Source organism: Acidovorax radicis N35, from assembly GCF_000204195.1.
GTDB classification, from domain to species: Bacteria; Pseudomonadota; Gammaproteobacteria; order Burkholderiales; family Burkholderiaceae_C; genus Acidovorax; species Acidovorax radicis.
This window is the reverse complement of record NZ_AFBG01000021.1, coordinates 340,167-363,193: the sequence shown is the minus strand read 5'-3', so window position 1 is coordinate 363,193 and position 23,027 is coordinate 340,167. Positions and strand designations below refer to the sequence as shown.

Sequence of the window (23,027 nt, the reverse complement as noted above, 5' to 3'; positions counted from 1 at the left end):
TCGACATGTTCAAGTACCTTGCCAACCGCACGGGCCAGGCCCTGCTGGTGCTGTGGGCCGCCTTCACGGCATCGTTCGTGCTGCTGCAGCTGCTGCCGGGCGATGCGATCCTGATCAAGTTCCTGAACCCTGAGTTTGGCCTGGGCCCGCAGGAGATCGCGGACATCCGTGCGGCCTACGGCGCGGACACGTCGGTGTGGCAGCAGTATCTGCACACGCTGCTGGGCTTCCTCAGCGGCAACTTCGGGTACTCGGTGCAGGCGGGTGTGCCGGTGAGCCAGGGCTTGGCCACCAACCTGCCTCCCACGCTGCGCCTGGCGGGGCTGGGTTTTGCGGCGGCGCTGCTGCTGGCGGTGGTGCTGGCGTTTGCCTCGCAGCTCACGCGCTGGGGCTGGCTGCGCTCGGCGTTGCAGTCGCTGCCCTCGCTGTTCATCTCGGTGCCGGTGTTCTGGCTGGGGATCATGCTGATCCAGGTGGTGTCGTTCCGCCTGGGGTGGATTCCGGTGATCAACCCCGGCAAGTGGCAGGGCCTGGTGCTGCCCACGCTCACGCTCGCCATCCCCATCGCCGCGCCGCTGGCGCAGATCCTGACCCGCAACATCGACGAGGTGCTCACGCAGCCCTTCGTGGCCGTGGCGCGCGCCAAGGGTGCCACGCGCCAGTGGGTGCTGTGGAAACACGTGGCGCGCAACGCGGTGCTGCCCACGCTGACGATTGCGGGCGTGCTGTTTGGCGAGCTACTGGCGGGGGCCGTGGTGACCGAAGCGGTATTCGGCCTCAACGGCCTGGGCAGCCTCACGCAGCAGGCGGTGGGAAACCAGGACACCGCCGTGCTGCAGGCGGTGGTGGTGGTCTCGGCCACGGCCTTCGTGTTCATCAACCTGGTGGTGGACCTGCTCTACCCCGTGTTCGACCCCCGCCTGCGTTCGCGCCTGGGCACCTGAGGAGATACCGTATGACCACCACGTCTTCGACCGCCCACCTGGGCGCTTTCACGGGCGCCGCACAGCCTGCCCCGCATCGCTTCGAGCGCGCTGTGGCGGCGCCTGCTGCTGTAGTGGTGCCCACGGTGCCCATCCCTGCCGCCCCGCCGCCGCGCGCGCACAGCGGCACATGGGGCCGCCGCTTGGTGCAGCGCGCGCGCAGCGCACCCATCAGCCTGTGGCTGGCCTGGGGCGTTCTTGCGTTGGTGGCGCTGTGGGCCGTCGCGCCCGGTGTCTTCACCAGCTACAGCGCCACGGTGGGCGTGGCCGGCCAGCAACTACAGGCGCCGTCGGCTGCGCACTGGCTGGGCACGGATGCGCTGGGGCGCGACGGCTATGCGCGGCTGGTGTTCGGTGCGGTGCATTCGCTGTCGGGCGCGTTCCTGGCGGTGGCCGTGGGGCTGGTGCTGGGCACGCTGCTCGGCGTGCTGGCCGGCTCCATTGGCGGGTGGGTGGAGGACGTGATCATGCGCACCGTCGACGTGCTGCTGTCGGTGCCCTCGCTGCTGCTGTCGCTGTCCATCATCATCATCCTGGGCTTTGGCACGCTGAATGCCGCGGTGGCCGTGGGCGTGGCGTCGGTGGCCAGCTTTGCGCGGCTTACACGGTCCGAGGTGGTGCGCGTGCGCTGTTCCGACTATGTGGAGGCGGCCTTTGGCAGCGGCGGGCGCTTTGGTGCCGTGCTGTGGCGCCACGTGCTGCCCAACTCGCTCACCTCGGTGATCGCCATGGCGGCGCTGCAGTTCGGCTCGGCCATCCTGTCGATCTCGACGCTGGGGTTTTTGGGCTACGGCGCACCGCCGCCCACACCCGAGTGGGGCCTGCTCATCGCCGAAGGGCGCAACTACATCTCGACGGCCTGGTGGCTCACCACCGTACCCGGGCTGGTGGTAGTGGCCGTGGTGCTGGCGGCCAACCGCATCAGCGTGGCGTTGACGAAGGGGCGCGCATGACCGCCATCGCCCAGGCCGTTGCGCCGCCGCCTGTGCTGGAGGTGGAGAACCTCTCCATCACCTACCGCGACAAGGACCACGAGCAGCGCGTCGTGCACGGCGTGTCGTTCGCGATCGCGCCTGGCGAGGTCGTGGCGCTGGTGGGCGAGTCGGGCTCCGGCAAGACCACCACGGCGCAGTCCATCATCGGCCTGCTGGCCGACAACGGCCGGGTGGAGCACGGGGCGATCCGGCTCAACGGCACGGACATCGCCGGCTGGTCGCCCGACCGCTTCGACACGGTGCGCGGCCGCGTGGTGAGCCTCATCCCGCAGGACCCGACCAGCTCGCTCAACCCCGTGCGCACGGTGGGCGAGCAGGTGGGCGAGATCTTGAAGATCCACCGCTACGGCGACCGCCAGGCCATCGCGCGGCGTGTGGTCGAGCTGCTGGCCAAGGTGGGCCTGTCGCAGCCCGAGCTGCGTGCGCGGCAGTACCCGCACGAGCTGTCGGGCGGCATGAAGCAGCGCGTGCTGATTGCCATTGCCATTGCGCTGCAGCCCGCGCTCATCATTGCCGACGAGCCCACCAGCGCGCTCGACGTGACGGTGCAGCGGCGCATCCTTGACCTCATCGACGAGCTGCGCAGCGAGTTCGGCACCGCCGTGCTGCTGGTCACGCACGACCTGGGCGTGGCGGCCGACCGGGCCAACCGGCTGGTGGTGCTGCAGGGCGGGCGCATCCAGGAGCAGGGCGACACGGCCAGCGTGCTGCGCAACCCGCACAGCGCCTACACGCGCAAGCTGCTGGCCGATGCGCCGTCGCTTGCGCAGGGGGCGTTTCGCCCGGCCCGTGGCGCCGCGGCCAACGACGCGCCCGAGCGGCCCGAAGACTTCGCCATCGTGGTGGACGGCCTGGTGCACGACTTTGCGGTGGCGGGACGCAAGAAACCGTTCCGCGCGGTGGACGGCGTGTCGTTCCGCGTGCGGCGTGGCACCACGCACGCCATCGTGGGCGAGTCGGGCTCGGGCAAGACCACCACCATCCGCGACGTGGTGGGCTTTCGCCAGCCCACGGCGGGCCGCATCGTCATCGAGGGCACGGACCTCACCACCCTGCGTGGCGAGGCCTTGCGGCAGTTCCGCCGCACGGTGCAACTGGTCTACCAGAACCCGTTCAGCTCGCTGGACCCGCGGCAGACCATCTTTCAGATCATCGAAGAGCCCCTGCTCAATTTCGAGCCGCTGCCCGCCGCCGAGCGCGCGCGCCGCGTGCACGACATCCTGGCCCGCGTGGGCCTGCCGCCGGCCGTGCTGGAGCGCCGCCCGCGCGCCCTGTCGGGCGGGCAGCGCCAGCGCGTGGCCATTGCGCGCGCCTTGGTGCTGCAGCCGCGCGTGCTGGTGCTCGACGAGGCGGTGTCGGCCCTGGACGTGACCGTGCAGGCGCAGATCCTGGCGCTGCTGGAGACGCTGCAGCGCGACCTGGGCCTGACCTACCTCTTCATCTCGCACGACCTGGCCGTGGTGCGCCAGATCGCGGACACCGTCTCGGTGCTGCAGGGCGGCCGCCAGGTGGATGCGGGGCGCGTGGAAGACGTGTTCCTGCGCCCCGGCAGCGACTACACGCGCGAACTCATCGACGCCATCCCCGGCAAGAAGAACCACCACCCTCACCATGACCCTCTCGACACCTACGCAACCCACACCACCCAAGCGCCTGGGCTTCTTCAGCAGGCTGCTTGACGACGCGCCTGCGGGCGAACGCTACCGGCTGGTGACCGAGCAGATCGCCCATGCCGAGGCCTTCGGCTTCGACTCTGCCTGGGTGGCGCAGCACCACTTTCACGAGCACGAAGGCGGCCTGCCCTCGCCCTTCGTTTTTCTGGCCCACGTGGCGGCGCGCACGCAGCGCATCCGCCTGGGCACCGGCATCGTGACCCTGCCCATGGAGAACGCGGTGCGCGTGGCCGAGGACGCCATCGTGCTCGACCTGCTCTCGGGCGGGCGGCTGGAGCTAGGCGTGGGCACGGGCGGCACGCCCGAGTCGTTCGCGGCCTTCGGCATCACCAGCAACGACCGCAGTGCGGTCTATGCGCGCCACCTGGCCCTGGTGCGCGAGGCCTGGGCTGGTCGGCCCCTGCCGGGCGGCGACCGGCTGTACCCGGCGGCGGAGCAGCTGCTGGGCCGCATCTGGCAGGCCACGTTCTCGGTGGCGGGCGGCGAGCGCGCGGGGCAGGCGGGCGACGGGCTGATGCTGTCGCGCACCCAGCCGCGCACGGCCGAGGCACCGAGCGCCGCGCTGCACGACCTGCAGCACCCCATCATCGACGCCTACCTGGCCGCGCTGCCTGGGGGCGCCACGCCGCGCATCGTCGGCTCGCGCAGCCTGTTCGTGGCCGACGACCGCAAGGAGGCCTTGAGGCTGGCCGACGTGGGCCTGCGTCGCTCGGTGGCACGTTTTGCGGCAGCTACGCAGCCTGGGCAGGCCAATCGCCCGGGGCCCGATGCGCCGCTGGAGACCCTGATCGCCGCCTACGACGTGCACGTGGGCACGCCCGACGACGTGATCGCCTCGCTGCAGGCCGACACGGCGCTGGCGCGCACCACCGACATCGTGTTCCAGGTGCATTCGGTGGACCCGCCACATGCGCACATCCTGCGCTCCATCGAACTCACGGCCACCCACGTCGCACCGGCGCTGGGCTGGGTGCGCAAACAGCCCGGCAACGCCACTGCCGCATCCGTGGCCCTTCCTTCTTCCGCAACCCGTACCGAGGCCTTTGCATGAGCCAAGCCAACCCATCCCCCCCGCCGAGCCACACATTGCCCGATGTGATCGACCTGCTCGCCGGCATTGAGCCCGGCGACCCCCTGGACACCATCCGCCGCCACCGCCTGGAGGCGCGTACCCATGCGCAAGCGAGCTACCGTGCGTTGTTCGCGCCCACCGCGCCGGCGCCGGGCACCGTCACGCTGGCGGAGCGCCTGGCGGTCGCGGCCTTCGTCGCAGGCCTGCACCAGCAGCCGGACGCAGCGGCGTTCTATGCCGCCGCACTGGTCGCGCAGGACGCAGGTGCGGGGCTGGCCTCCGCCATCGCAGCCGAGGTCAGCCGGGGCGCAGCGCAGGGCCCGTACGGCCACTACCCCGCCGGCCCGCTGAGCCGCGAGAACACCGACGGTCCCGCCTACGCCGTGGGCGAGGCGCAGCGCGCCGTGCTGGGCACGCGTCTGTCGGCGGGCCTGGCGCATGCGCACCTGCTCACCTTCCACCCGCGCGACGCCAGCCCCGAGGCTTTGCAGGCGCTGCTGCACGCAGGCTGGTCGGCCACCGACATCGTGGTCCTGTCGCAGCTCGTGGCGTTCCTGTCGTTCCAGATCCGCGTGGTGGTGGGCCTGCGCCTGCTTGCAGCGCATCCGGCACCTGCCGCGTCGTCGTCCACCCCCCACACCGCAGAGGCCCAGCCATGAGCGATACCGCCGTCATCACCCACCCCGACAACCATGAGCCCACGGCCTTCACACAGGCGCAGCTCGAATGGCTGCCCTGGCTTCCACCGCTGCCCGAGGACGAGTTGACCGAGCGCCACTATGCCGGCCTGGTGGACGCGGCACGTGCCAAGTCGCCGTACTTTCGCCTGCTGGCGCGCGACCCGGACACGCTGGGCGCACGCACCCGCACCGACAAGGACATCTTCTACAACCCGGATGCCGGCCTGCCCCGGGCGGAGCGCGAGCTGTCGGCCACGGCCACGTCGCGCGCCAACGGCTGCGTCTACTGCGCGTCGGTCCATGCGCGTTTTGCCTCGCACTTCTCGCACCGCCAGGCCGATGTGCAGCGCCTGCTGGACGAGGGTGTCGGGGCGGATCTGGACCCGCGCTGGAACGCCATCGTCGGGGCGTCGGTGGCGCTCACCGCCACGCCCGCGGCGCTGGACGGCACGCACATCGACAACCTGCGCGCCGCAGGGCTTGATGACTTTGCGATCTCCGACGCGCTGCACGGCGCGGCGTTCTTCAACTGGGCGAACCGTCTGATGCTGTCGCTGGGGGAGCCGCAGTTGCAGGTGGGCGGCTAGGCGGACTCATTGCGCAGGGCACTGTCTGCAATGAAGTCCTGGCGGTCGGATGCCAAGGTGCTTGCTGGGCCGGCCCCGCAAGCCCTCGGAACCTCGTCGTCCATTCTCGGAGGGCATAGAGGTTTGTCCTTGTCACCAGCTCCAAGGGCATCGAGATTGCAATAGTCACAGCTGTTGCCCTGCTTTGCGCCCTGCCGCCTTTCCCGATCCGCGGCGCGCACGGACTTCTCCGTTCGTGCAGAAGATCCCAAGGCCGTAGCAGCCAGTTCGCACCGTGCGGTCATTGGCTGGAGGCGTCTCTAGCCAATGACCAATGTTTGCTTTCCGAGGAGAGAAGCAATCCCTGGTCGTTAACGCTCGACCTTTACGTCAGTGACTGTGATGAAACGCCTGCTGCCGGGAAGGCTCTTTCAGGACTTGAGTCCGCTTCTTACCTTGGTTCGCAACGGCTCAATCATTCGGTCTGCAATTTCGGACAATGCATAAGAAATTGCAATGATTGGAAGTAGGGAAACTGTGAACAAGAGTAATCCTCGGTGCTGTCCATCCAGGAACACTTGGCCCACTACGAAGCCAACGACCCAATGTGTAAGAAATACCGGATACGCGAGATCGCCGAGCCGTTTATCCCATAGGCTGATTGGAGCGTCGCTTGATGGTAGGCGAATATTGGTGCAGAGAAAAATGGCGAGCGAGCAGAGGTTGATATAGGAAAATAACTCAAAAAATCGACTGTTCAAGCCTCCCATGAAACCACAGAGTACCAGATTGCCTAGCCAGATAGTGCATGAAAATCTTCTCAAATAGATTATTTGCTGTCGGCGTAGGATAATTATAGAATTCTGGGAAAAATAGATGATTGCCCCCACGGAAAATGGCAAAAGAGCAGCATAAAAGGGTGAGTAGCGTTGTCCCCAGCCTGCCCCACTCAGAAAGCTTGCAAGATGGTACGTGAAAGCGACCAAAAATAATAATATTGCCAGCGCTCTGCTTCTGGCCCCAATCGCCCAGAGTATAAAATAATTAATTAATTCGACCGCAACGGACCAAGTGGGAGGTACCAGGCGGAAAGATGAGTTATAGAATTCAAACGGGATTATCAGACTATTTCCGAGAATATCTACCCATCTTGTTTGAAGCTTCCATGCGGGGTGAAATTCGCTTGCGTTATTCGAGAAAGCAATGATGAACGCAGTGACTATCGCCACAATATAGTAGATGGGGAAGAGGCGTAAAAATCTGTTGAGTGCGAAGGCTGAGAGGCGGAAATGGTATGTCTCATTTAAAATCAAAGTAATGAGATAACCCGATATCATGTAAAAGCCAAAGACCGCGAAGCCACCCCAATGCGAGAAAAATGGCATGCCACCGGTTAAATGGGCTATGACAACAAACAGAGCAAGCAAAAAACGCAGCGATCCAAGCATGGGGAATTTAGATGAAGTGACCTCGAGAGGTTTGGATCGGATCAGACCACGGGACAACCAGTGGGGACCTTGCCAAGTCGAGAAACTCTTGTGCAGCGCGAGAATGGAAGGATCAACATGCTCCACAAGCTTGACCACAGTTGCTGCGAGCATTCACAGTGCAGCGGGGCGCCCCACGGTCTCAATGCGCACGGCGCGGTGATTCTGGATAGATATCTCACCTACCCAGCTTTATGCGACCAATGTGCCTTGCCCGCAAACTGCGCACCGCGTTGATCGAGAAGAGGGCGCGGTTATAGCCATTTTTTGGCAAAAAGATTGAGCAGGGATTCCCCATCCGGAGTGAAGATGGGAAATGCCCTAGACAAATGCAATTTTTTTAGAAATGCGGGATGCTTCCTGTGGGCGTGCCGTTCACCACATTGCCACTTACCATATTGTCACCAAAAGATAAAAGACTACCACCCATATTGTTATAGCCAGTGTTGTTGGCAACTATCGTGGAGCCGCGCAAGTAGGTTACGCCACCGCGGGTGGTGATACCGTCTGTGTAGCCTCGAACGGATACATCGCTGATGGTGGCAATGGAGTTGGCTGCCCCAACGTGGATACCGGTGGTGCCAACGAGGGTGGTTCCGTTGGTCATTTGCACATTACGGATATCCATTCGGCCATTCACAACCGTAGTGAGCATGTTGATACCGTTGGTGAAGCCTGAAATCGAGCTGTCTTCTACAACGACATACCGGGCAGCCATGTATCTGACTGCGTTAAGAGCACCTGATGTGCCCGTGAACGTAAGCCCCCGTAATATAACCACATCGGTGGTGGCAGCATTAATTACAACACCATTCGTGCCAGCTACCAAGATACCCGCAATATGGCCTCCGCCATTGATGGTGATGGATTTTGTGATGGTGACTCCCCCAAACCCGCCATCATCCAACACGTCGATTTCGCCGCCCGCCGCTGTTTTACTGATGGCCCCAGCAAATGTTTTGCAGGGTGCGGTTCGGCTGCAGGGGTTGGCGTCGTCGCCGACGCCTGACACCCAGGTTCGTGTTGCTTGCGCGTACACCGAGGAACTCAGTCCCATCAAGAGCGCGACCGACAGCAATGCTCCCCATTTTGAGAAAGACTTTTTCATGTTGATCTCTTTCGTTTAGTCTGAACATGAACCAACCGCTGATAGATCGTGCTGATTGACTGGCACCACGTTCCTGCGCGGGGGTTGGCAAACCCGCGCAGAAACGAGTGTATTGATTTGTATCCCTCAGTACAACGAAATATCAGAGGGCTCGGCCTCACAAGCCAATGGCCCAGTGGGCGCCTCGCGTCCTTGCGGCGGCGGCCTGCGCAACTTTGTTCAGCTCAGCCCAACAATCCTTTGGGCACCTTGTCCGACTTCTTTTCGACGGGGTTGGCCAGCAGCCAGTTGGCCGCGTACTGGCGCATGAACTCCTTGGCCTTTTCGGGGCGGGCTGTCAGCCACGCGTCGTAGGCGCCTTCGTTCAGGATGGCGGGCATGCTTTTCTCGCTGCCTGGCTGGCCGTAGCGGTGCAGCAGCGCGTGGTTGTTGGCGTTCACCGTGAGCAGGCAGTAGCTGACGATTACCTCGCCGTCGCTGCCTTGCCAGCGTGCCCACAGGCCCGCCACGCCCATGGGTTTGCCGTCCACGCGGGCGATGCGGGTGGGCACGGCCTTGCCGCTGCGCAGGTCGTCTTCATAGAACGCCGCCATGGGCACGATGCAGCGCTGGCCGCCCAGCCACGCGTCGCGGAACGCCGTGCCGGTGGAGGCGGTATCGGACTTGGCGTTGACGAGTTTGGGCGCACGGAGCTTGGCGTCCGACGCCGACTTGACCCAGTGCGGCACCAGGCCCCACTGCGCGGGTATGAGCACGCGCTCGGTGTTGGATTCGGGCGCTTCTGTGGTGGCATCTGCCAGGGCATGGGTCTCGACATCGGTTGTCGCCTTGGCCACTGCCGGCTGGGAGATGGCCGCAGCCGTGGTTGCGTGCACGATGAAAAAGCCCGGCTTTCGGGGCCACAGGTGGCGTTCACCCAGGGCCTCGGGGGGTTCGACCGCAAACGCCTCGCGGTAGGTCTCAGCGTGGGGCAGGGTTTCGTAGTGGGTGCTCATGGGGCGATGGTAGCGCTTGGTGCCCGAGTTTTTGGGATGAAATATGGCTCTGGCGCTTGTTTTATAAGCGCTATCAGCTATAAAAATAGAAGCAACTACAGGTCCATGCATTGCCCGCCCAGTGCGACCCTGACATGCATCAAGCCGGTTGTCGCCTGCGTTGTGACGCGCCTTGGCGGTGTTTTCACAATGCCCCCATGGACTTCGCACCCTCGCCCCTGGCCCGTGAAATGCACGAACGCCTCACCGCGTTCATCGACCGCTATCTGCTGCCGTACAACGCCGCCTGGCATGCGGCGGTGTGGGCGGGCGACTACCCGCCCCCGTTTCTGGAAGACCTCAAGGCCCTGGCCCGCGAGGAAGGCCTGTGGAACCTGTTCCTGCCCACGCTGCGGAGCGACGAGCCGGGCACGCGCCTGTCCAACCTCGACTACGCGCCGCTGGCCGAGGCCATGGGCCGCCTGCCCTGGGCGGCCGAGGTGTTCAACTGCCACGCGCCGGACACCGGCAACATCGAGCTGCTGCACCGCTTTGCCACACCCGCGCAGCGCACACAGTGGCTGCAACCGCTGCTACTGGGGCGCATGCGCTCGGCCTTCGCGATGAGCGAGCCCGATGTGGCGTCGTCCGACCCCACCAACCTGCAGACCACGGTGCGGCGCGAAGGCGATGATCTGGTGCTCAGCGGCCGCAAGTGGTTTATCACCGGCGCGGCACACCCGCACTGCAGGCTGCTCATCGTGCTGTGCCGCAATGCCGATGGTGATGCGGCGATCAGCAGCCACGCCCGCCACAGCATGGTGCTGGTGCCTGCCGACGCGCCGGGCGTGCAGATCGTGCGCAACATCAGTGTGTTGCACCACCATGCGCCCGAGGGGCATTGCGAGATCCTGCTGCAGGGCGTGCGCGTGCCGGTCGAGCACCTGCTGGGCGACTGGGGGGCGGGTTTTGCCATGGCGCAGGCGCGCCTGGGGCCGGGGCGGGTGCACCACTGCATGCGCACCATCGGCCAGTGCGAGCTGGCCTTGCGCCTGGCCGCTGAGCGTGCGCTGGAGCGCACGGCGTTTGGCAAGCCGCTGGCAGAGCAGGCCAATGTGCAGGAATGGCTGGCGGAATCGCGCATCGAGCTCGACCAGGCACGGTTGCTGGTGCTGCACGCGGCCTGGTTGCTGGACCGGGGCGACGCTGCGGATGCGCGCACTGTGCGTGCCCAGGTCGCCGCCATCAAGGTGGTGGCCGCGCGCTTGCAGCAGAGGGTGGTGGACCGGGCCATGCAGATCTTTGGCGCCATGGGCCTTTCGCCCGACACGCCGCTGGCGGCGTTCTGGACCTGGGGCCGCGCGCTGCGGCTGATGGACGGCCCGGACGAGGTGCACCTGCGCACCGTGGCGCGCCAGGAGCTGCGCCAGGCGCGCGAGCAGCTCGGTGACTTGGCGGCCTACTTCACCACCCCGGAGCAGATGTGCGCGCCGCCACGCCTGAGTGCTTGAGCGCCTGAACCGGCCTGGGTGCGAGAGGAGATCAGGCCGAGGTCCGGGCGGCGCGCGGGCCGGAGGGCGCCACCACCACGCGGTTGCGCCCCAGCGACTTGGCGGTGTACAGCGCTTGGTCGGCGCGCTCCAGCGTCAGCTCCACCGTATCGCCGGGCAGGTGCAGTGCCAGGCCGGCCGAGACGGTCATGCGCAGCACACCCGAGGCATGCGGAATCTCCATCGCCGCCACGGCCTGGCGCACGCGCTCCAGCAGTTCACGGGCATCGTCCACCTGGGTGTCGGACAGCAGCAGCACAAACTCCTCGCCGCCCCAGCGTGCCAGCACATCGGTGTCGCGCACGCTGGCCCGCACGACGCCTGCAAAGGCCTGCAGAGCGCGGTCCCCCGTGGCGTGGCCGTGGGTGTCGTTCACGCGCTTGAAGTGGTCGATGTCCAGTTCCGCCAGCAGCATGAGGCGGCCACTGCGCAGGCTGCGGCGGCGCTCCAGGTCCATCAGATCCTGCATGGCGCGGCGGTTGGGCAGGCCCGTGAGCTCGTCCCGGGTGGCCAGATCGCGGTTGACCGCGAGTGCCTGGGCCAGTGCCTCACGCTGTTCCTGCAGCCGTGCACGGATGCGCTGAATGCGCAGGTTGAGCGCGATGCTGCCGCCCAGCACGATGAGCACCATGAGCGCGTAGGCGGTATCCAGGTAGCCCAGCGGGCTGGCATTGAAGCGTGTGGTGGCCACCACGGCGCAGGCAAAGGCCAGCAGCGCATACACACCGATGCCGATCACCTCGGCCACGGTGAGGCCAAAAGTGCCGAAGAACAGGATCATGGCCAGTACGCTGGGCACCACGCCCCGCGCATCGCCCGCCAGCACATAGGCCACGGCGCCGCTGGTGATGGTCCAGACCATCTGGGGCACGGTGAGCGAGGGGTCGCTGAGCCGGGCGGTTTCGCCCGAGCGGATGAACGCGGTCATCACCACCAGCCCGCCGACCGAGATGGCTGCCCACCACTGCACGGCGACGGCGTTCACCGCGCTGCTCGCCGTCGCCACCATCAGCATGACGCCCGCGCTGCTGGCCATGAGCAACAGGGCGAGCAAGGCCATGCCCACAAGCGTGCGTCGCCGTCGGTCGGTGGAGAGGATCACATCCCGGATGCGTTGCCAGCGGGAAAGTGTGCGCAAGGTGGGGGCTCCTGCCAGGACGGTGGGGTCGAGTGGAACGGAGGGGGACGACGGCGTGCGGTCGGGGGTACCCCGTGCGCCGTTTCATTCTAGGGGGGTGGCCGTCCTGCGTACAGCCCTGCCCAGGCTGGGTCTGGGGTTGACAAGGCCCATGCGCGGCCCCGCAGAGCGTAGACGGCGATCTAAACGAGGGTGAGTGCCGCCAGGGCCGCGAGTGGCGCCGTCTCGGCGCGCAGCACGCGGGGCCCCAGCGTGATCGGGGTGAAGCCGTGTTGCAGCGCCAGGTCTTCCTCGGCACTGGAGAGGCCGCCCTCGGGGCCAGAGAGGAACACCACGGGTCCGGATGGGGCCGCCGCCGTGCGCAGCGGTGCCGTGCCCGCGCGCAGCGACAGCAGCAGGCGTTGTGAAGCCGCAGTCTGGGCGCGCACCCAGGCTGCCAGGTCCACGGCGCCGTGGACCACGGGCACGCGGTTGCGGCCGCATTGTTCGCAGGCGGCCACGGCCACGGCCTGCCAGTGGGCGATTTTTTTCTCGGCGCGCTCGCCCTTGAGCTTGAGGACGCTGCGCTCGGCCACCAGGGGTGTGATGCTGGCGACGCCCAGCTCGGTGGCTTTTTCGACAAGCCAGTCCATGCGTTCGTTGGCGGTGATGCCGGCCAGCAGGTGCACGGCGCGCGGGGCTTCGCGTTCGGTGGCATGGTGGGCACCCACCACCACGCGCACGTCGCTGCGGCCCATGCGCAGCACGGTGGCGTCAAACTCCCCGCCCGGGTCGCCCTCGCCCTGGCCGCCATGGAACAGCGTGATGGTGTCGCCCGGCTGCAGGCGCAGCACCTGCACGTGGCGCGCAGCGCCGGGGGGCAAATCCAGCTCGGCGCCGGTGGCCAGAAGGGCCGGGCAATGGAAACGGGGCATTTGCTACTTAATTTATAGCTGTTTGCGCTTGATGGATAAGCGCTAGAGCCTGATTTGATTCGATTTTTACTGCGTACGCCCAGTCGCGCCACTACATCCGGCCGTAGGCAAAGCCCGTGACCGGCTCGGTGCCTTCGATCTGGTCGAGCATCTTGAGCAGGGGCCCCAGCTGCCGGTAGCGGTTGGCCGTGGCGCGGATGTAGGCCATGAAGCGGGGCGCGTCGGCCAGGTACTTGGGCTTGCCGTCGCGCAAGGTCAGGCGTGCAAAGATGCCGGCGACCTTGAGGTGGCGCTGCAGGCCCATCCACTCGACGCTGCGGTAGAACTCGCCAAAGTCGTTGCCCCAGCCGCTGGCACTGGTGGCACCCAGCAGCCCTGCCTTGCGGGCCTTCTCCCAGTAACGCACGGTAATGTCGATGACAAATTCCTCTTCCCAGCTGATGAACGCGTCGCGCAGCAGGCTGGCAATGTCATAGGTGATGGGGCCATAGACTGCGTCCTGGAAGTCCAGGACCCCGAGCGGCGCGCCGTCTTCGATGGGCGCCATCAGATTGCGTGTCATGAAGTCGCGGTGGACGTACACGCTGGGCGCGGCCAGGTTGTGCGCCACGATGGCGTCGAAGGCGCTGCCCAGGGTGGCCTGCTGCTGGTCGTCCAGCGTGACGCCCCGGTGCTGGCCCAGGTACCAGTCGGGATACAGGGCCAGTTCGCGGCGCAGCAGCGCTTCGTCATAGGCCGGCAGCACGCCGGGCTGGGAGGCCTTTTGCCAGTCCAGCAGCACGTCCGTGGCTTGCTGGTACCAGGCGTAGGCGGCCTGGGGCTTCTCGGGGTTCAGCAGCTCGATCAGCGTCTGGTGGCCCAGGTCGGACAACAGCATGAAGCCGCCAGCTTCATCCCAGGCCAGGATCTGCGGCACGTTCAGGCCCGCAGCGGCCATGAGGCCCTGCACCTGCACGAAGGGGCGGCAGTTTTCCTTGTCCGGCGGTGCGTCCATCACGATGCGGCTGCTGCCCGTGGCGCTGTCGATGCGCAGGTAGCGCCGAAAGCTTGCGTCGGCCGAGGCCGGACGCAGTGTGGCGGGCAACAACTGGTGGGACCCCACGAGCGGCGCAAGCCAGGCCTCGAAGGCCGCCTGGCGGGCCGCGTCGGGCCAGGCCACGGTGGAAGTTGCGGGGGTTGCCACGGCTGTGCCCGGGGGCGGGCAGGCGGGAGAAGGGGAAGATGGGTGGCTCATGGATAATCCGATTTTACAAACCCGCTCCCCCAGACTCTGAGGTGGGCGGGTTCCTCCTTTTTATCTGCCCCTGCCCACCGCCCCACGTGCCACGCTGCAAGCCCCCCACCGTGCAGACCTCCTCCCCCCGTTCCCGGTCCGTCAAGGCGAAGCCCGAGCGGTTGCGCGCCCCCGTGCCCCGGGCCCTGGCCTATGGCGTGGCGCTGGCCTGGTGCGGTCTGCCGCTCTCCGTGTGGGCGCAGGCGCCTGACGCCCCGCCTGCCAGCGCCTGGGATGCCCCCACTGCGTTGCGCAGCTCCCCGCTGCTGCAGGAAAAGATCCCGGATGCTGTGCGCCCCCAGCTGCCGGTGTTCGTGACCGGTGACCACATCAGCGGCCAGACCGACCTGAACGCCGTCATCGAAGGCAATGCCGAATTGCGCCGTGGCGATACCGTGATCCGTGCCGACCGGCTGGACTACAACGTGCCCGAAGACCTCGCCAAGGCCAATGGCAAGGTGCGCATCAACCGCGCGGGCAACGTGTACGAAGGCACGGCGCTGGAGCTGCGGGTGGATGCCTTCGAGGGCTTCTTCAGCGACGCGCGCTACAAGTTTCTGGCCACCCAGGCCCATGGCGATGCCACGCGCGTGGATTTCATCGACCGCGACCGGGCCGTGGTGCACAACGCCACGTACACCACCTGCGAGCGCGGCAATGAAGAAAGCTGGCGGCCCGACTGGGTGCTGCGCGCCGCCACCATCCGCATTGACAACGAGGAAGAGGTCGGCACGGCCGAAGATGCGGTGCTGGAGTTCAAGGGCGTGTCCCTGCTGCCCATTCCGTACATCACCTTCCCGCTGTCGGACAAGCGCAAGTCCGGCCTGCTGCCGCCCACCATCGGGCTGGACAGCCGCGACGGGGTGGCGTACATGCAGCCCTACTACTGGAACATTGCTCCCAACCGGGATGCCACGCTGCGTGCCGCCCTCATGACCAAGCGCGGCGCCAACCTGGGGGGCGAGTTCCGCTACCTGGAGCCCAGCTACGTTGGCCAGATCAGCGCCGATGTCATGCCCTCCGACCGCCTGCGCGACCGCATGCGCTGGAGCTTTTCAGGCCAGCACCAGGGCGCTTTTGATACGCCGATGGGCGGGCTGGGGCTCAACCTCAATGTCAACCGCGTCAGCGACGACAACTACTGGCGCGACTTTGGCCGGGCCTCGGACCTGCTGCGCCAGCGCCTGCTGCCCGGCGACGCCATGCTGTCGTGGGCGGGCACGGACATGTCGGCCCGGGTGCGCACCCTCAAGTGGCAGACGCTGCAGGATGTGACCTCGCCCATCGTGCCGCCTTACGACCGTCTGCCTCAGCTGCAATGGCGCTATACACCGTCGCAGCTGGGCGGTGGGCTGGATGCCAGTGTGGAACTGGACACCACGCGGTTCCAGGCGGCCCGCGACCTGACAGGCCAGCCCAATGCCAACCGCAGCTATGCGATGGCGCAGATCAGCCGGCCGTTCCTGTCGCCCGGGGGCTTCATCACCCCGCGCCTGCAGCTGCATGCCACGCAGTACCAGTTTGACTCGGCGCTGTCCAACGGGCAGCGCTCGGCCAATCGCACCCTGCCCACCTTCAGCCTGGACAGCGGCCTGGTGTTCGAACGCGATGCCGCCTACTTTGGGCGCGCCTTTTTGCAGACGCTGGAGCCGCGCGCGTTCTACACCTACACGCCCTACCGCGACCAGAGCATGCTGCCGGTGTACGACACGGCGGCCAACGATTTCAACTTCGCCACGATCTATACCGAGAACGCCTTCGGAGGCAACGACCGGCTGGCCGACAACAACCTGCTCACCCTGGGCGTGACGACGCGGCTGCTGGACCCGAACACGGGCGCCGAGGCCGCGCGCTTCGGCATTGCCCAGCGGCTGCGGTTCTCGGACCAGAAGGTCACCCTGCCGGGCGGCACCCCCGTGAGCGAGCGCCTGTCGGACTTGCTGCTGGGTGCGGGCGTCACCTGGACGCCGCAGTGGGGCTTTGACTCCACCGTGCAGTACAACCCCAAGACGGGCCGCTCCATTCGCTCGACCATTGGCGCGCGCTACAGCCCCGGCAACTACCGCACCGTGAGCGCGGCCTACCGCCTGCAGCGCGGCACGAGCGAGCAGATCGATATCGGCTGGCAATGGCCCTTGAACGACCTGTGGGGCGACAAGGGCAAGGACCTGGGTGCGGGCCGGGGCCAGGGCGGCGGGCGCTGGTACAGCGTGGGCCGCCTGAACTACAGCCTGCAGGATCGCAAGCTGGTGGATACCGTGGTGGGCCTTGAATACGACAGCTGCTGCTGGATCGGCCGCGTGGTGCTGGAGCGCCTGCAAAGCAGCGTGACTACGTCCAACACCCGCCTGTTGTTCCAGATCGAGTTCGTCGGCTTCTCGCGCCTGAGCCTGGGCTCCAGTCCGCTGGACACCTTCAAGCAAAATGTGCCGCGTTACCAGAACCTGCGCGAGCAGGTCACGACGCCCAGCCGCTTCAGCAACTATGACTAACGCTTAACGCCATGAATCACCGTGTCATCGCACTGGCCATTGCCACCCTGGCTTCCCTGATGTCTCAGGGTGCCCTGGCCCAGGGCCTGCGCCCTTCCGGCACGCCGTCGGGCAAGGGGCTGACGGCGCGACCGGCGGCCGCACCGTCGATCACGCTGCCTCCCGAGACGAGCGGCAGCAGCAGCTCTGCGCCCCGGCAGGCGGACTTCATCGTCGCCGTGGTCAATTCCGAGCCCGTGACCAACAACGAAGTGCGTTCGCGGCTTGCACGTGCCGAGGTCCAGCTGGCCCAGCAGGGGGGGGCCATGCCGGCCCGCGATCTGTTGGCCCGCGAGGTGCTCGAGCGGATCATTCTGGAGCGTGCGCAGCTGCAGCAGGCGCGCGAATCCGGCATCAAGGTGGATGACTTCGCCGTGTCGCAGGCCGAACAAGGCGTGGCCCGCCAGAACAACATGTCGGTCGATGACCTCTACCGCCGCCTGGCCCGGGACGGCATGGGCAAGGAGCGCTTCCGCGAGGAGCTGCGCAACCAGCTGCTGCTGCAGCGCCTGCGAGAGCGGGAGGTGGAAGCGCGTGTGAAAGTCTCGGACCTGGACATCGACCAGTACCTGCGCGAACAGCAAAAGGGCAACGATGTCGCCGCGATGGAGATCAACCTGGGCCACGTGCTGGTCCTGGTGCCCGAGAACGCGAGCCCCGTGCAGGTGGCCGAGCGCCAGGCACGCGCCCAGCGCGCGGCCGACAAGGTGCGCGCGGGGGAAGACTTTGCGGCCGTGGCCCGGGAGTTTTCCGACGCGCCCGAGGGGCAGCGCGCCAACGGCCAGCTGGGCCTGCGCCCGGCCGACCGTTATCCCGAGCTGTTTGTGAACTCCACGCTGGGCCTGCCCGTGGGCGGCATCGTCGGGCCCGTGCGCTCGCCAGCGGGTTTCCACGTGCTCAAGGTGATTGAGCGTGTCACGGCGGGCGTGCCCACCACGGTGGTGCAAAGCCACGCCCGCCACATCCTGCTGCGCACGGGGCCACAGCTTTCCGAAAGCGCAGCCGCCACGCGCCTGGCCGATTACCGCCGCCGCGTGCAGATGGGGCAGGCCGATTTTGCCGCGCTGGCCCGCGAGCATTCGCAGGATGGCAGCTCCAAGGAAGGTGGCGATCTGGGCTGGGCCACCCCGGGCCGTTATGTGCCCGAGTTCGAGCAGGCCCTGAACGCCCTCAAGCCCGGCGACATCAGCGAACCCGTGGTGTCGCGTTTTGGTGTGCACCTGATTCAGCTGCTGGAGCGCCGCGAGGCCAAGCTCACCCAGCGCGAGCAGCGCGACATGGCGCGCGATACCGTGCGCGAGAAGAAGCTGGACGAGGCCTACGCCACCTGGGCGCAGGAGCTGCGCGGGCGCGCGTACGTGGAATACCGCGACCCGCCGCAATGACCGACCGATGAACAGACAGGTAAGCACGCGTTGAAACACATTCCCCGCAAGCGCTTCGGGCAGCATTTTCTGTCCGACAAGGGCATCATCGAAGACATCGTGCAGGCCATTGCGCCCCAGCCGGGCCAGCCCATGGTCGAGATCGGGCCGGGGCTTGCAGCGCTGACGCAGCCCTTGGTGGAGCGCCTGGGGCGCCTCACGGTCATCGAGCTGGACCGCGACCTGGCCTTGCGCCTGCGGCTGCACGGCCAGCTGGAGGTGATCGAGTCCGATGTGCTCAAGGTGGATTTCACTGCGCTGGCGCTCGCGATGCGCGAAAAAGCAGAACAGCCTGACCTGCGGCTGCGCGTGGTGGGCAACCTGCCCTACAACATCTCCACGCCCATCCTGTTCCATTTGCTGGACCATGTGCAGGTCATCGAAGACCAGCACTTCATGCTGCAAAAGGAAGTGATCGACCGCATGGTGGCCAAGCCTGCCACCAGTGACTATGGGCGCCTGTCAGTCATGCTGCAATGGCGCTACGCGATGGAAAACGTGTTGTTCGTACCGCCCGAGAGCTTTGACCCGCCCCCGCGCGTGGACAGCGCCGTGGTGCGCATGGTGCCGCGCGCGGAGCCGGCGCCTTTGTCTGTGCCCTTGCTGGAAGAACTCGTGCAGGTCGCCTTCAGCCAGCGCCGCAAGCTGCTGCGCCACACGCTGGGCCGCTGGTTGGAGTCACGCCAGTTTGCCGGCCACTTCGACACCCAGCGCCGTGCCGAGGAGGTGCCGGTGAGCGAGTTTGTGGCTCTGGCACAGGAGTGCTCTTAAAATAATAGCTGTTAGCGCTTTATGGATAAGCGCTAGCGCCTGATTTGACTAAAAACGCGCAGCAACTGACGCGGCCCCGACCAGCAACCGCCGCACAAGACCACCCCGCCCCGCTGCGCTGGTGGTGTCCCCCTTCCCGGTGAAGCCGAGAGAAGGGGGGAAGCGGCGCAGCCGCTCAGGGGGATTTGCCGAATTCAGGCGGCGCTGAGCCAGTAGCCCGCGTTGAAGGGGCTGCTCATGCGCAGCGCCATGGGTGAGACATCGACCAGCTTGTCGGTCGGCATTTTTTCGCCGGAGTCCGTGCCGATCTCAATGCCCTCGACACCTGGGGTGCCGGTAGCCTCGTTCGCCCGTTCTGCTTGGCTGGTGGATGCAGAACGGGCTACAGAAAAGAATAGAAACACCGGAACGGTATCTTGCGGTCGCCCCAGTAGTCGGCGGCGTCGCGGAAGATATCGAGCAGCTGTTCACGCGCTTCCTTGTCGAACTTGCCCGTGGCGGGGATCTGCTCCAGCACCACGATAAAGCCGGGCTGTGGGCCCGATTTGTGCAAGGGGTCCGTCATGCAGTCGTACAACGCATCAAAATTCTTGCCGAAGTGCGACGGGAAGGTGAATTGCCCGGCAATCAGGTCCAGCACATCCTGCTTGGACTGCGCGTGGGCCAGGTTGGCGTACAAGAAATGGTGACCCATGGAAGTGGCTGCATCCTGCAAGTCCTGCACGCGGAAAGCGCGAATGGACTGCACGATGTTGGTGCGCACGCCACGCAGTGGCGTTTCCAGGTCCTTACGAAGTGGCGTCTGCATCTCCGCTACTCTTTCTTTTTAAAGTCCACAAACTTCTGGCATTTCGCAAGGCTGCGGGATGCAGCCTGCGGGTGGGGGATTCAAGGGGGCGCACTGACCGCCGCCAGCGTATCTCTGGCCTGCGTGCAGCGCAACGGGGGTCACTCAACGATCTCGCGAAAACTGGCGTAGTGATCGCTGGTGTAGTAGCAGGCGTCCGGAACCCGGGGCTTGCCGCCACACACGATGCGCCGGGCTCCCCGGTTACGCGATCCTGGTGTTCTGACGGTGTACTCACGGTAGTAACCCCGCTGGTGGGCGGGCAACAGCCGCTCGCGATTACCAAAAACCGTTCCGTCCTTGTCATACGGAAAGGGCCCTCCTTCACGGATCAGCGCATACGTCGCCCGCCCTTGGGGCGGCAACTCGGCCAATGCGATAGGGGATATGGAGCCGTCGGTGGACGGGGAGTTCCGGGCATGCCCCGCAACCGGGGACAACACGAACGCAACACCCAAAACACACAAAAACCCTGCTTTGCGCGCCCGGGTGGCTACAGCCTTCAGCATCAACGAACCTTTCAGAAACTACGGGTTAACCCGAAATTTCGAGCCGCTAGTGTCGCTCAACGGCCCCCAAAAAGCAAGCGTCTGCACAAAGATTGGGCAGACGCTGAAGGGAGAAGCAAGCGCTTTAAGTTAGCGCTTGCTATCAATTTTTGGCTTATCTTGACACGTTGGCATCGGCCACAGTCAAGGCTGTCATGTTCACGATGCGGCGCACGGTGGCGCTGGGCGTCAGGATGTGAACCGGCTTGGCAGCGCCCAGCAGCACCGGGCCGATGGCGATGCCGCCGCCTGCGGCGGTCTTGAGCAGGTTGTAGGCGATGTTGGCCGCGTCGATGTTGGGGAACACCAGCAGGTTGGCGTCACCCGTCAGCTCGCTGCTGGGCATGAGGGCTGCTCGGGCCTTGCCATCCAGCGCCACATCACCGTGCATTTCGCCGTCCACCTCCAGCCAGGGGGCCTGTTGGCGCAGCAGTTCCAGCGTTTGGCGCATCTTCACGGCGCTGGGGTGGTTGCTGGTGCCGAAATTGGAGTGCGACAGCAGCGCGGCCTTAGGCTTGATGCCGAAGCGCATCATTTCTTCGGCAGCGAGGGCGGTGATTTCCGCCAGTTCGGTCGGCGTGGGGTCGTAGTTGACGTGCGTGTCCACCAGGAACACCTGGCGCCCCGGCAACATTAGGCCGTTCATGCAGGCATACACCGGTACATCCTGCGCCGTGCTGTCGGCGCCGCCTGCGTGTTTGCCGATCACCTGGTCGATGTAGAGCAGGTGATTGGCGGTGGTGCCCCAGGTACCGCAGATCAGGCCGTCCACCTCGCCCTTGTGCAGCATCATGCAGCCGATGAGGGTCAGGCGCCGGCGCATCTCGATCTTGGCGACCTGCTGGGTGATGCCTTTGCGCTCGGTCATGCGGTGGTAGGTTTGCCAGAAGTCGCGGTAGCGGTGGTCAAAATCGGTGTTGACCACGTCGTAGTCCACGCCTTCCTTCAGGCGCAGGCCGAATTGCTCGATGCGCTGGGCGATGATGGCCGGGCGGCCAATCAGTGTGGGGCGGGCGACCTTCTCGTCCACCACGATCTGCGCGGCGCGCAGCACGCGTTCTTCTTCACCCTCGGCGTAGGCCACGCGCTTCTTGGCGGCGGTGCGCGCGGCGTCGAAGATGGGCTTCATCGTCGTGCCCGAGGCGTAGACAAAGGTCTGCAGCCGGTCGCGGTAGGCGTCCATATCGGCGATGGGGCGCTGCGCCACACCGCTGTCGGCAGCGGCCTGGGCCACGGCCGGCGCGATCTTCATCATCAGGCGCGGGTCGAACGGCTTGGGGATCAGGTATTCGGGGCCGAACGACAGTTTTTCGCCCACGTAGGCTGCGGCCACCACTTCGCTCTGCTCGGCCTGGGCCAATTCTGCGATGGCGTGAACAGCGGCAATCTCCATCTCATCGGTGATGGTGGTGGCGCCGCAGTCCAGTGCGCCGCGGAAGATGTAGGGGAAGCACAGGACGTTGTTGACCTGGTTCGGGTAGTCCGAGCGGCCCGTGGCCATGATGATGTCGCTGCGCACGCTGTGGGCCAGTTCGGGCAGGATCTCGGGGTTGGGGTTGGCCAGCGCGAAGATCACCGGGCGCTCGGCCATCGAGGCGACCATTTCGGGCTTGAGTACATTGCCTGCCGACAGGCCCAGGAACACATCCGCGCCCACCATCACCTCGGCCAGCTTGCGGGCATCGGTCTTCTGCATGAACTGGCGCTTGTCGTCGTCCATCAGCTCTTCGCGGCCTTCGTAGACCACGCCGGCCAGGTCGGTGACGAACACGTTCTTGCGCTGCACGCCCACCTTGAGCAGCAGGTTCAGGCAAGCCAGCGCTGCTGCGCCTGCGCCGCTGGTCACGAGCTTCACGTCTTCGATCTTCTTGCCCGCCACCTTCAGCGCGTTCACGATCGCTGCGGCCACCGTGATGGCCGTGCCATGCTGGTCGTCGTGGAAAACCGGGATCTTCATGCGCTTGCGCAGCTCGCGCTCCACATAGAAGCAGTCGGGTGCCTTGATGTCTTCGAGGTTGATGGCGCCGAACGTCGGCTCCAGCGCGGCAATCACTTCCACCAGCTTTTGTGGGTCCTTCTCGTCGATCTCGATGTCGAACACGTCCACGCCGGCAAACTTCTTGAACAGTACGGCTTTGCCCTCCATCACGGGCTTGGAGGCCAGGGCGCCAATGTCACCCAGGCCCAGCACGGCGGTGCCGTTGGTGATGACGGCGACCAGGTTGCCCCGCGAGGTGTAGCGGAAGGCATTGGCCGGGTCCTTCACGATTTCTTCGCAAGGTGCTGCCACGCCAGGCGAGTAGGCCAGCGCCAGGTCATGCTGGTTCACCATCTGCTTGGTGGCGGCAATCGCGATCTTGCCGGGCTTGGGAAACTCGTGGTACTCGAGGGCGGCACGGCGCAATTGGGCGCGCTTGTCGGAATCGTTGTTGTTGTTCTGGGCCGTGGTGTTCTCGGGCATTCAGTGTCTCCAACTCAGTCAGGATGGGTGCA

At 65.8% G+C, this 23,027-nt stretch carries 19 protein-coding genes; 10 read left to right on the top strand and 9 right to left on the bottom strand.

From position 1 onward, the window contains the following. The first annotated feature begins 5 nt into the window (after nt 1–5). Genes ARADN35_RS0118640 through ARADN35_RS0118615 form a run of 6 tightly spaced genes read left to right on the top strand, consistent with a single transcriptional unit; the run spans nt 6 to nt 5,990 of the window. Nucleotides 6–944, top strand: coding sequence for an ABC transporter permease (locus ARADN35_RS0118640; protein WP_029414179.1), 939 nt, complete (start codon nt 6–8; stop codon nt 942–944). A gap of 11 nt (nt 945–955) precedes the next feature. Further along, nucleotides 956–1,936, top strand: a complete 981-nt coding sequence (locus ARADN35_RS0118635) for an ABC transporter permease (RefSeq protein ID WP_010464806.1) — start codon at nt 956–958, stop codon at nt 1,934–1,936. Beyond that, on the top strand, nt 1,933–3,657 hold the full coding sequence (locus ARADN35_RS0118630) for a dipeptide ABC transporter ATP-binding protein (protein ID WP_010464803.1): 1,725 nt from the start codon (nt 1,933–1,935) through the stop codon (nt 3,655–3,657). Before ARADN35_RS0118635 ends, ARADN35_RS0118630 begins: the two co-directional genes overlap by 4 nt. After that, nucleotides 3,590–4,702 (top strand): putative FMN-dependent luciferase-like monooxygenase, encoded by a 1,113-nt coding sequence (locus ARADN35_RS0118625; protein WP_010464801.1) that lies wholly within the window; start codon nt 3,590–3,592, stop codon nt 4,700–4,702. Before ARADN35_RS0118630 ends, ARADN35_RS0118625 begins: the two co-directional genes overlap by 68 nt. Further along, a complete protein-coding gene (locus ARADN35_RS0118620; protein ID WP_010464799.1) occupies nt 4,699–5,382 on the top strand; it encodes a CMD domain protein in 684 nt (227 codons plus the stop codon). Before ARADN35_RS0118625 ends, ARADN35_RS0118620 begins: the two co-directional genes overlap by 4 nt. Continuing rightward, complete coding sequence (locus ARADN35_RS0118615; protein ID WP_010464796.1) at nt 5,379–5,990, top strand: alkylhydroperoxidase domain protein; 612 nt, start codon at nt 5,379–5,381, stop codon at nt 5,988–5,990. The genes ARADN35_RS0118620 and ARADN35_RS0118615 overlap by 4 nt, the downstream gene beginning before the upstream one ends. Nucleotides 5,991–6,400: 410 nt before the next feature. On the opposite strand, the gene ARADN35_RS27475 is transcribed toward ARADN35_RS0118615, so the two are convergent. From ARADN35_RS27475 to ARADN35_RS0118605, 3 genes are all read right to left on the bottom strand, one after another. Further along, nucleotides 6,401–7,417 (bottom strand): acyltransferase family protein, encoded by a 1,017-nt coding sequence (locus ARADN35_RS27475; RefSeq protein ID WP_181147549.1) that lies wholly within the window; start codon nt 7,415–7,417, stop codon nt 6,401–6,403. A 379-nt stretch (nt 7,418–7,796) separates the two neighbouring features. Then, complete coding sequence (locus ARADN35_RS27470; protein ID WP_081474671.1) at nt 7,797–8,564, bottom strand: right-handed parallel beta-helix repeat-containing protein; 768 nt, start codon at nt 8,562–8,564, stop codon at nt 7,797–7,799. Between the two features lie 224 nt (nt 8,565–8,788). Then, nucleotides 8,789–9,559, bottom strand: coding sequence for an SOS response-associated peptidase (locus ARADN35_RS0118605; RefSeq protein WP_010464794.1), 771 nt, complete (start codon nt 9,557–9,559; stop codon nt 8,789–8,791). 197 nt (nt 9,560–9,756) lie between these two features. On the opposite strand from ARADN35_RS0118605, the gene ARADN35_RS0118600 reads away from it, so the two are divergent. Further along, nucleotides 9,757–11,049: an acyl-CoA dehydrogenase family protein gene (locus tag ARADN35_RS0118600; protein WP_010464792.1), complete on the top strand. Its 1,293-nt coding sequence runs from the start codon at nt 9,757–9,759 to the stop codon at nt 11,047–11,049. Nucleotides 11,050–11,080: 31 nt separating this feature from the next. Here the strand turns inward: ARADN35_RS0118600 and ARADN35_RS0118595 are convergent, their stop codons facing one another. The 3 genes from ARADN35_RS0118595 to ARADN35_RS0118585 form a co-directional block, all read right to left on the bottom strand. Then, on the bottom strand, nt 11,081–12,226 hold the full coding sequence (locus ARADN35_RS0118595) for a GGDEF domain-containing protein (protein ID WP_029414176.1): 1,146 nt from the start codon (nt 12,224–12,226) through the stop codon (nt 11,081–11,083). Nucleotides 12,227–12,408: 182 nt separating this feature from the next. Further along, nucleotides 12,409–13,140 carry a 16S rRNA (uracil(1498)-N(3))-methyltransferase gene (locus tag ARADN35_RS0118590; protein ID WP_010464787.1) on the bottom strand — a complete coding sequence of 244 codons (732 nt, stop codon included), beginning with the start codon at nt 13,138–13,140 and terminating at the stop codon, nt 12,409–12,411. Between the two features lie 91 nt (nt 13,141–13,231). Next, nucleotides 13,232–14,374, bottom strand: coding sequence for an aminoglycoside phosphotransferase family protein (locus tag ARADN35_RS0118585; RefSeq protein ID WP_029414175.1), 1,143 nt, complete (start codon nt 14,372–14,374; stop codon nt 13,232–13,234). A gap of 161 nt (nt 14,375–14,535) precedes the next feature. On the opposite strand from ARADN35_RS0118585, the gene ARADN35_RS0118580 reads away from it, so the two are divergent. From ARADN35_RS0118580 to rsmA, 3 genes are read left to right on the top strand one after another with little or no spacing between them, the layout of a single operon-like run. Further along, entirely contained in the window at nt 14,536–16,905 is a 2,370-nt protein-coding gene (locus ARADN35_RS0118580; protein WP_010464782.1) for an LPS-assembly protein LptD, read from the top strand. An 11-nt stretch (nt 16,906–16,916) separates the two neighbouring features. Continuing rightward, on the top strand, nt 16,917–18,329 hold the full coding sequence (locus ARADN35_RS0118575) for a peptidylprolyl isomerase (protein WP_010464780.1): 1,413 nt from the start codon (nt 16,917–16,919) through the stop codon (nt 18,327–18,329). Nucleotides 18,330–18,359: 30 nt separating this feature from the next. Continuing rightward, nucleotides 18,360–19,139: a 16S rRNA (adenine(1518)-N(6)/adenine(1519)-N(6))-dimethyltransferase RsmA gene (gene rsmA / locus ARADN35_RS0118570; protein WP_010464778.1), complete on the top strand. Its 780-nt coding sequence runs from the start codon at nt 18,360–18,362 to the stop codon at nt 19,137–19,139. A gap of 382 nt (nt 19,140–19,521) precedes the next feature. On the opposite strand, the gene ARADN35_RS0118560 is transcribed toward rsmA, so the two are convergent. The 3 genes from ARADN35_RS0118560 to ARADN35_RS0118555 all read right to left on the bottom strand — a co-directional run bounded on the left by ARADN35_RS0118560 (nt 19,522) and on the right by ARADN35_RS0118555 (nt 22,995). After that, the gene (locus ARADN35_RS0118560; RefSeq protein WP_010464776.1) at nt 19,522–19,947 is read right to left on the bottom strand and encodes a barstar family protein; all 426 of its coding nucleotides are present in this window, start codon (nt 19,945–19,947) and stop codon (nt 19,522–19,524) included. 140 nt (nt 19,948–20,087) lie between these two features. After that, entirely contained in the window at nt 20,088–20,495 is a 408-nt protein-coding gene (locus ARADN35_RS27465; RefSeq protein WP_010464775.1) for a guanyl-specific ribonuclease, read from the bottom strand. Nucleotides 20,496–20,649: 154 nt separating this feature from the next. Continuing rightward, the gene (locus ARADN35_RS0118555; protein ID WP_010464773.1) at nt 20,650–22,995 is read right to left on the bottom strand and encodes an NADP-dependent malic enzyme; all 2,346 of its coding nucleotides are present in this window, start codon (nt 22,993–22,995) and stop codon (nt 20,650–20,652) included. Nucleotides 22,996–23,027: the final 32 nt, after the last annotated feature.